This window comes from Prevotella sp. MGM2 (assembly GCF_002933955.1).
Taxonomy (GTDB): Bacteria; Bacteroidota; Bacteroidia; order Bacteroidales; family Bacteroidaceae; genus Alloprevotella.
Genome location: NZ_BEWW01000227.1, coordinates 1 through 8231, shown reverse-complemented (window position 1 = coordinate 8231; position 8231 = coordinate 1). Strand labels below are relative to the sequence as shown.

General features: G+C 43.5%; 8 protein-coding genes. 3 read left to right on the top strand and 5 right to left on the bottom strand.

Annotation, left to right across the window (positions count from 1 at the left end; all coding sequences use genetic code 11):
- The first annotated feature begins 149 nt into the window (after positions 1-149).
- Together C5S62_RS05730 and C5S62_RS05725 are read left to right on the top strand one after the other, a co-directional pair.
- Entirely contained in the window at positions 150-1880 is a 1731-nt protein-coding gene (locus C5S62_RS05730; protein ID WP_104404447.1) for an O-antigen ligase, read from the top strand.
- Positions 1877-3982: a hypothetical protein gene (locus C5S62_RS05725; RefSeq protein WP_104404446.1), complete on the top strand. Its 2106-nt coding sequence runs from the start codon at positions 1877-1879 to the stop codon at positions 3980-3982. The genes C5S62_RS05730 and C5S62_RS05725 overlap by 4 nt, the downstream gene beginning before the upstream one ends.
- On the opposite strand, the gene C5S62_RS05720 is transcribed toward C5S62_RS05725, so the two are convergent.
- The 5 genes from C5S62_RS05720 to C5S62_RS05700 all read right to left on the bottom strand — a co-directional run bounded on the left by C5S62_RS05720 (position 3979) and on the right by C5S62_RS05700 (position 7107).
- Complete coding sequence (locus C5S62_RS05720; RefSeq protein ID WP_223301155.1) at positions 3979-4974, bottom strand: endonuclease; 996 nt, start codon at positions 4972-4974, stop codon at positions 3979-3981. The two genes, C5S62_RS05725 and C5S62_RS05720, sit on opposite strands and share 4 nt — an antisense overlap.
- A 104-nt stretch (positions 4975-5078) precedes the next feature.
- Positions 5079-5612: a 16S rRNA (guanine(966)-N(2))-methyltransferase RsmD gene (gene rsmD, locus C5S62_RS05715; protein WP_104404445.1), complete on the bottom strand. Its 534-nt coding sequence runs from the start codon at positions 5610-5612 to the stop codon at positions 5079-5081.
- A 33-nt stretch (positions 5613-5645) separates the two neighbouring features.
- Entirely contained in the window at positions 5646-6509 is an 864-nt protein-coding gene (locus C5S62_RS05710; protein ID WP_104404444.1) for a DUF3822 family protein, read from the bottom strand.
- 12 nt (positions 6510-6521) lie between these two features.
- A complete protein-coding gene (locus C5S62_RS05705; RefSeq protein WP_223301154.1) occupies positions 6522-6959 on the bottom strand; it encodes a VanZ family protein in 438 nt (145 codons plus the stop codon).
- Positions 6931-7107, bottom strand: coding sequence for a DUF4250 domain-containing protein (locus C5S62_RS05700; protein WP_104404443.1), 177 nt, complete (start codon positions 7105-7107; stop codon positions 6931-6933). Before C5S62_RS05700 ends, C5S62_RS05705 begins: the two co-directional genes overlap by 29 nt.
- Before the next feature lie 250 nt (positions 7108-7357).
- Here C5S62_RS05700 and C5S62_RS05695 point away from each other — a divergent pair.
- Positions 7358-8231, top strand: an 874-nt coding sequence (locus tag C5S62_RS05695) for an ATP-dependent RecD-like DNA helicase (RefSeq protein ID WP_145958217.1), incomplete at its 3' end; no start/stop codon positions are given.

The window sequence follows — 8231 nt, the reverse complement described above, 5'->3', positions numbered from 1 at the left end:
CATGAAAGCCACCAAACACAAGATATGGAAGGAGGGCAACATGCTCAAATATAAAAAGTGGAATTAATACACCCAAATATGCGGCGGACGACACAACCATCGGCAAGCCGCATACCCTACGTCATCATTCACTGTATCCGGTAAAAAAAATGAGAACGAAACTTCTACACGGCATTATACTGCTAACCCTGACGTTTTTATTGTCCGCACCAATTACAGGCATTCTCATACCTGACGGACAAGCCTACATATTGGCCGTTACGGGTATTCTGGCTTTTACCGGCACAGGCCTAAGTGTGGCGCAAAGAAAAGACCAAACCGGAGAAAGCATAACTCTCCCCGACATCGCCTTGGGAGTGTGCATTATTTATGGAATTATGAATATCCGCGGCCTGATAAACATAGAATATATTATGGAATGGGTGGCCCTGACGGGCATTTGGATGTTGATGAGAACAAAAGAAAGCCACCGGTTTATCCGATTCCTTGTATGGGGATTATTCATATCTGCATTGATACAGATTCTCATAGTCATTCTACAACTGGCGGAGGTGACAAGTAGCCGCCACGCGGACTTCAGAGTGACAGGCAGTTTTGACAATCCTGCTCCACTGGGATGTTACCTGGCTATAGTTTTAGCCCTGATGTGGCCGATATGTAATGAACTGGCCAGCCTTAGCTTCAGGAAAAAAATACTTGCCGGAGGATTGATACTCCCTATAGCGTGGGGGCTTGCCGTGACGGACTCACGGGCCGCCTGGCTGGCCGCAGTCATGACCATTGCAGTTTTTCATCTTCATAAAAAACTGACAAGGAAGAACCGGCCCTACCTGTCCGGAGGGATATTATTGGCAGCAGTCATCACCATCGGCGCCCTGTATCTCTACCGCCCTTCTTCGGCCGATGCCCGCTTGGGAATATGGCATGTCTGCAGAACAATGATAGCGGCATCTCCGATTACCGGACAGGGCACGAACAGTTTTCCGGCTACCTACATGTCCTTTCAAACATCAAGTATCAGAAACGCCCCCGAAGAAGTACGGCGTGCGGCTGATGATGTGACAACCGCCTTTAACGAGCCCTTGGAAATTCTCTGTGAACAGGGAGTGGCGGGAGGGCTGTTGTGGGGATTTTTCCTTCTGACGGCAGGCGTATCATTGTGGAAAGCATCGAAGAAGAAAGAAAGGCAGGCATTTCTTTTCCTGCCTTTCCTGGCGTATATCATCTTTGCTTTGTTTTCCTATCCTTCATCCATCTGGTCACTTCATGCATTATTCATAAGTATGATTGCCTTGGGAATAGAATCCCCATATCCCACGCAAGTTCCTGTGTGGGCGCTTTTCAAAAGACGGGCGAGAATGGCCGGCGCAGGCTTATTTGCCGGACTGTTGCTGATTAATATCGTCATACGGACAAACGCCAACCTGCGGCTGAACGGCTATTGCAATCTGGAAGAAGACGATACCGCCATGCAAAACTCTCCTTTCACTTTCCGGTATGTAGGACATTCACCATCATTACTGGCCTGTCTGGGACGGACGCAACTGATGGCCGGAGACGGGGTAGCAGCCGTGCATTCCCTGAAAAAATTACAGGAATATATCAACACAGCGCAGGTACAACTGCATTTGGGAGAGGCTTACGAGTGTACGGGAGAAAATGAAGAAGCCATAAAATGCTACGCCGCCGCACATAGCATGAGACCAGGACTGATGCTTCCTATCTATGCCCAATTCGCTCTGTATAAAAGCATCGACGAGGAAAAAGCGTTGCAGCTGGCAAAAGATCTCAAAGCTTTTCGCCCGAAGATAGAAAACAAGAAAACCCAAGCCATGCGCTCTGCGGCCATACGTCACATCAATAAAAAACAAGCCTTATGAAATATCTATACCCGTTGTTCCTTTTCCTACTGTCTATTTCAACAACCTATGCGCAATATCCGAAAGAGGTCACGTATGCCTTGGAAAAAGCCGGAAACAACAGAGAGGGACTGGAGAACTTGCTTGACCACTACCAAAAAGAGAATAAAGAAAAATATAAAGCCGCATGTTTCCTTATTTCAAATATGATATGGAACAGGCAGTATTACCACATAACCCAGTCCGCCCCTCTGCTAGCGACAAAACTAAATAGAGCGGATTCCAGTTATTACAGCATAGTAAAAGAACTGAGCGACACGGCTTTATACAATGAAAGATTCAACAGGCAAGTATTGGCTAAAGCCGACCAGGTTTATCGGAAAATGATGGAGGCTTCAGACTTTGCCTCACCTGTTATTGAAGCGAAAGAAATAATGGACATCAGCCATATAAACGCCGATTTTCTGCGCCGACAGATAGAACATTCATTCAAACTGAGAGATAACAGCCCATTCGTAAAACCTCTGAAATTCGAGGAGTTTCTGGAATATGTACTTCCATACAGGGCAACGGACCTTTCGGCAGCAGAAAGTGCGGATGTCTATGCCCATCTTTACAACAAGTACCTACACACAGACACGACTACGACTGCACGCAACTTGGTCTGGCGGTATAACGTAACAGCCGACAGACTGCGCTATTGGGGCGGGAAATATCCTTTTGACCATCCCATAGGCCGGGACGAAATGTTTTTTCTCGGATGGCATGACTGTGCGTCTATTGCCGATTACGGTACGATGATACTAAGGGCCTGCGGACTTCCCGCCGCTCTGGAATACAACATAGCCTATAAATTCTGGAACGGACAGCATTATCATGTTTCCACTCCCATAAACGGCAAATGGCATACCTTCAGTCCGGAAAGCAGTTTGCCACTATATCGCGACTCTAAGTTTTACGAAGCCCTTAATATATTTCGTCTGCACTTTAGCCGACAAACGAACAATCCTTATTCCCTGAAAGCCTCCCAAGAGATAATACCCGACATATTGGCAGACCCACGCATAGAGGACGTGAGCCACGAAACGGGCAACACTGTAAAACTATCTCTTCCATTCAACATCTCCACCTCAAACAACCTTGCCTATCTTGGTACTTTCCTATCGCAGGAAATGGGCCTCAGACCGGTGACCTGGGGTGTCATAAATAAACAAACGGGTACTGCCTTGTTCGAACATGTAGTTCCTGACAATTTATATTTTCCCGTTTATCTAGACGAAAACGGGGATTACCATTCCTTCGGAGAGCCTTTTGTGGTCATTGAAGATAAAGGTCAGAACAACGGATACAGGCTTGAACATATCAAAGTTACCGGCACACCGACCAAAGCTAGAATTGAAAGAAAATTTCCGCGAAAGCCACACCTCCTTCAAATTGCCCGGAAGATTCCAGGCACTTATGTTCTTGGGGCTGACAATCCTGATTTCCATAATGCTGATACATTAGGAATTATCCGTAATGTTCCAGGAACAGCCTGGGAAGACATAGAACTTTCAACAGACCGTCCGTATCTTTATTACAGGATTTGCGGAACAGGCAATCCGGCGCGAGTTTACCTAAGTGAAATCAATTTCCTTACCAAAAGACAATATGCTTATACCAATACTATGGAGGCGCCACAAACACATCTCCTCTCTGCAGAAGAAAACGCACAATGGGTAAGACTTCTTGACGAACCTTTGGAAAAGTGCCGATGGAAAGCCGAATATGATAATAATCCGCAAACAGCGCCGGATAAATGGCCTGATGTTACTTTGATGTTAAAAGAACCTCAATATGTACATCGCATCCGGTACATGGCGAAACACGCAGACAACGCCGTAAAAAGCGGAGCGAAATATGAAATACGGGAATGGGCTGACGGGTTTTGGAAAAAAACCGCAACAAACATCGTGTCCTCCAACGGCATTATCGAGGCGGACAATCTCAAACCAGGACAGCTTTATTGGTTACGGCTTAAAGGAGAGGGAAAAGAAGAACTTCCTTTCTTCATCGATGACAAAGGAACGCAACATTTCCCACACCTTCCTTTTCTTGAAAAGAATTCGTTTCTAAAACGTTAGGGACAGACAATCATTTTCTTTCCGTCTACAATATAAAAACCGGCAGGCAATCCTTGAAGTGCTTCAGACTGAAATACACCAGAACGGAGCACACGTCCATCAAGGCCCATAACACTAACACGTTCAAAGGGATCCTGAAGCGATGAACTGGGCATTACGCCGGTAATGCCTTCATAATTGTCCGGATCAAATATTTGCGTTATTTTTTCACCCCATACATATTGTTCTAATCCGGGATAGTCCACATACGGATTACGATTTTCCTGAATTTCATAAACCGCATTATTGCGGTCTATCTCCTTTTGACTCACCGGATCTTCCTTTGCCCAACGCAACAACATGGTAACAGCCCAATCCTTATAGGCCGGATAGCTGGAATGGTCAAGCATATCGCAGTCCCAACCGGCGATTTTATCTTCATAACATGTAGCCATATAAAAATAAATGCGCGCAAAATCTCCTTTATATTCATCATTCGGCTCGAATACCTTACCACTATAACCAGGTAATGAAGACATACCTGATTGACTGAAACCGTTGGAAGAAGTGTAAACTGGACTGGCCGTTTCACCAAAAGGTAAGTTGCCACGCATACCATTTACATAAGAATCTGTCGGAATAAGATGGAATAAATCGGTATACATCGGATATTCATCATGAAACCAACTTTTTGGAAAAGAATGTTCACGGTTGTAATTATCGCCCTCCTTTTTATACTGCCCGGTATTCTGATCGGTAAAAAAGATATAATTCGTTGAATTGGAGTACATATCCCACACTTTGCCATCCATACGGCTATCGGTTTTTTGGAAATCGGTCCACAGTTCTTTATAAGTCCGCTCCTCATGCTGGCTGATAATATGATGGAGGGCTGTTTTCAAGTTTTTTCCGCTTTTCCCCGAAGCCGACGCATAATAACCTGCTGGCACTTGGGCTAAAATTGCTATTGCATAATAAAACAGACTGAAAAGCAAAAGTATTTTTTTCATCATATCACAATGTCTTTAGTTTTACGAACAATTACGCTAAATCTCAAATGATTGATTCAAAACCGTATTTTCTTTAATCACAATATTTATGAATCATACCGACCTCCCTATTTCCTAAAAAATGAAAAATTGACACTCCCATAAGCTCGGTGCTCCAAAAAATCCGGGCGCGAGGAAAAATCATAGTTCTTTCCATGTTCCAGTACAAAAAGAGCTCCATCGGCTAACAAATTGCTGGTCATCACACGATCTGGGAGTTCAGGCAATTCTACGAGTGCATAGGGAGGATCGGCAAAAACAAGATTGAACTGTTGACGGCAACGACTGATGAAACGCAAAGCATCTGTACACAGGGGAGTGGCATTTTCACACTCTAGTGCTTTCAGGCAAGAGACTATAAAAGCAAAGTGTTTGCGATCGCGCTCAACGGTAACCACAGACTGACATCCGCGCGAAAGAAGCTCAAGCGAAATGCTACCTGTTCCTCCAAAGAGGTCGAGCGCATGCGTTTCTTCAAAATCAAGATAGGCCCTCAATACATTGAAAAGATTCTCCTTGGCAAAATCTGTGGTAGGGCGAGCCTTGAAACTTCTGGGCACTTCAAAATGCCGTCCTTTATACATGCCGGTTATAATACGCATTTTTCTGTAATATTAATCTATAAAGAATGAATTTCAAAAAGTCTGACAATCTAAAAGAAAAGTCACAAGATCATAGGGTACTTCAGGAGTCGTAGCCACAATATTACGATTAAACTCTGCCGAAGGTTTCATGGTCAGCACATTAACAGCATAACGCCTCATTTCATCAGCAATGGCGTCGCGCAATTCCGGTGTACCCGCCACATAAAACGGTGCATAATCACTCTGCCGAAAAACCGGCAGATTATCATCTGAGGGTGGTCCCAGATTCACTCCTAACTGGCTCGCCATATTTAGAGTATAATAGACTGCATCCGCCACTTCAGGCGTTTCGAAAGTATTAACAGCCAATAGACGAGTTCCTTCAAATACCATGACATCCGTCAACATTTCATGACAATGTACACAAACGCGTTTCTGTAACACTTGCGTCATCCCTTTGGATGCAAAATGGTGCAGCAAAGGGGTGAGCGATGATACATAATAAACCTTTGAATAAAGATCCTCAAAGGCACGGCAGGCCGCATCTTCAAGTGCAAATATCACAACACTATTGGCCGGTGCCACAACATCATAAAAAACCTGCCTTTTCACAGAAGAAGGAAAACAATGATTATAGATAGCTACACAATCTTCTTCCTGAAACTCCGTCAATGGCACTAGTGTTGCTGGGGCATTCACTAAAATCTTTAAACTCTCGCTATGCTGATTCTGTAAAATAGCGGCCGCTCGGCGTGCTTCACGCAAATTGGCGATAAGCGAAACTTGAGGTTTAAGGCGATAAGGTTCAAAGCAAAATGAAGAAGCATCATCAGCCTCATAACGCGCAAAACAAATATTTGTCTGCGCCAAACGCATATAAAGTTGCCCATGAGAGAGCGTAGAAGTAACAGTCATGGAAGAAAGAAATTATTTTCTAAAAAAACGATGTATAATTTGAGGGAGGCCCCATCGTCCCCCAACAACTGCTAACATTACTCCAACAACATTAGCAAAGAAATCACCCCAATCGCCAGAGCGATAGACTGTAAAATAAGCTTGCACCAATTCTATCATCCCACCCATGGCTATAGGAAAAAGAATGGCAAACAACCATATTTTATGCCACACTATTTTATGATGCCTACGCAGATATTCCCACCACAAAATAGAACACGCTCCAAAATACATCATCACATGATAAAGTTTATCAATATTTTCAATTTCGTCAAGTTTCGTTGACGGCGTTTTCATCAAACAAAGCACCCAAATAGCTATCACACAAAAAAAGGTAAGCGGATATTTTCTTAAATAGCTCATAATAACATATGATAAAATATCAGATAAATTTATTTTGGTACTCGTCATACTCATAGCCAACAGCATTCAACGCTTTTTCCAAATCTATACGATCAACTCCCATATCATCGCAAAGACCATCAAGAGATGGATAAAAATCGCGCAACTTCATGTTGACAACGCTAAAAAGCATTATAGGGTCTTTAGGTAATTCCATATTAACACAAAATACAATAACTTAGATAATCCACATATACCCGGCTAAATCCGGATTTATATGCAATTGTCCATTTAACGGCAAAATTACAGATTTTTTATGTAGTAAACCAATGATATAATAATAATATGCGTATTTTTGTCAATAAAAATACAAGAATTGACGACTAAAGTATAAAAATGTACTTCAAAACGTCTTTTTATACTTCTATCAATAACAACAAAGTCTTACGATTACACAATATAATAAAATGATTGCTGATAAACTAGAATTTTTGATTGCTAAAGAATTACCTTATACCCCCACAAGCGGACAGCATGAAGCAACCAAATGTTTGGCACATTTTCTGACAACTTCCACACAAGAAACTGCTTTCATTCTGCACGGCTATGCAGGTACAGGCAAAACGTCATTGGTCGGTGCTTTGGTACGCACTTTGAAACGCCTCAAACGCGATGTAGTACTCATGGCGCCAACCGGACGTGCAGCAAAAGTATTTTCTGCCCATGCCGGCTTATCCGCCTTCACCATACACCGCATTATCTACCGACAACAAACATTTCAGGGAGAAGGTACACGTTTTAGTTTGGGATTCAACACACATCGTCATGCCGTTTTCATTGTAGACGAGGCTTCTATGATATCACAAGGCGGTAGTGGACTCTTTGGCTCCGGGCTACTGTTAGACGACCTCATAAGATATGTTTATGAAGCAGAAGGATGTCGCTTATTACTGGTTGGCGACACAGCCCAATTACCACCTGTAGGAGAAGAAGAAAGTCCGGCATTAAACAAGGATTTTATAAGTCGCTATGGACTTTCAGTAAACACAGCAGAACTCACAGAAGTTGTACGCCAAGGTAAAACTTCAAGCGTATTGGCCGGTGCCACTCACTTGCGGCAACTTATAACCAATGGTAGTAAAAGCCTACCACGGATTAACGGCTCACATCATGGAGAAATACGTTTTCTACCTGGCGACGAATTCATTGAAACACTTATCTCAGCCTATAGCGATTGCGGCACAGATGACGTCATTGTCATCACCCGCTCCAACAAACGCTCCAACCTCTATAATTCTGGCATCCGTTCCCTCATATTTGAGCGCGAAGAGCCTCTCACAC